Raw genomic sequence first — 1,309 nt, 5'->3', positions numbered from 1 at the left:
CTTCCGTTCTAGTGGTCGTCGCAACACCCCAGCTCAGGGGATGCGATGGACTTCAAGATCCGGGAGATCCGGACGGCGCAGGGGCCGAAGAAGCTGGTGCGTGAGCGGGAGACATACTTCCGGCTCATGCAGCAGGGCTTGAGTAACGAGCACGCGTGTCAGATCGTGGGCGTCAATGAGAAGACCGGGCGTCGCTGGCGCCACGGTCGCAGCCCGCAGGTTAAGCGGAAGGCGGGGCCTGCGCATCGACCCGTGGTGCCGCCCGCGGGGGTGTCCCGGTATCTGCACGAGGGAGAGCGGATCTACATCGCGGACCGGGTGCGGGAGAAGGCCTCGGTGCGTGCCATCGCGGCCGAGTTGGGCCGTAGTCCCTCCACGGTCAGCCGGGAGATCCGCCGCAACCGCTCCGTCGACGCCCGCGGCCGGTGGTACTACCGGCCCTACGCCGCCCAGGCCCGCGCCGATGCCCGCCGCCGTCGCCCCAAACCGTCCAAGATCCGCCAGAACCCTGAGCTGCGGGACTTCATCCAGGCCGGCCTGGGCCAGCGGTGGAGCCCGCAGCAGATCTGCCAGGCTCTACGGATGACCTTCCCCGACCGGCCCGAGATGCACGTGGTCCACGAGACCGTCTACCAGGCCCTCTACATCCAGGGCCGGGGCGAACTACGCCGCGAGGTGGCCCGCGCTCTGCGCAGCGGACGCACCCGCCGCATGCCCCAGCGGCAGGAGAACTCCCGCCAGCCCCGCTTCAAAGATCCCATGATCATGATCAGTGACCGGCCCGCGGAGGTGGAGGACCGGGCGGTGCCCGGCCACTGGGAGGGCGACCTGATCATCGGCAAGGACGGCGCCTCCGCCATCGGGACCCTGGTCGAGCGCGCCACCCGCTACGTCATGCTGCTGCACCTGCCCGACGGACGCAGCGCCGAACACGTCCGCGACGCGCTGGTCACCACAGTCAAGACCCTGCCCGGCCACCTGGTGCGCTCGCTGACCTGGGACCAGGGCAGCGAGATGGCCGCGCATGTCTCCTTCACCCTCGCCACCGACGTCCCGGTCTACTTCTGCGACCCGGCCAGCCCCTGGCAACGCGGCTCGAACGAGAACACCAACGGCCTGCTGCGGCAGTACTTCCCCAAGGGCACCGACCTCACCGCCCACACCCGCGAGCATCTGGACGCCGTCGCTGCCGAACTCAACGGCCGCCCACGCAAAACCCTCAACTGGGAAACCCCCGCCCAGCGCCTACATAAACTACTCGCGGCCTGACCCACACAACCACGTGTTGCAACGACCCCTAGAAACCGCC

The 1,309-nt window shown here is 69.0% G+C and carries 1 protein-coding gene; it reads left to right on the top strand.

The window, feature by feature from the left end:
- Nucleotides 1–45: 45 nt before the first annotated feature.
- Nucleotides 46–1,269, top strand: coding sequence for an IS30 family transposase (locus IF43_RS0135515; RefSeq protein ID WP_030211129.1), 1,224 nt, complete (start codon nt 46–48; stop codon nt 1,267–1,269).
- Nucleotides 1,270–1,309 lie beyond the last annotated feature (40 nt).

The organism is Streptomyces sp. NRRL S-87, assembly GCF_000719335.1.
GTDB lineage: Bacteria > Actinomycetota > Actinomycetes > Streptomycetales > Streptomycetaceae > Streptomyces.
The sequence above is the reverse complement of the archived record's forward strand: the minus strand, read 5'-3'. Positions and strand labels throughout refer to the sequence as shown.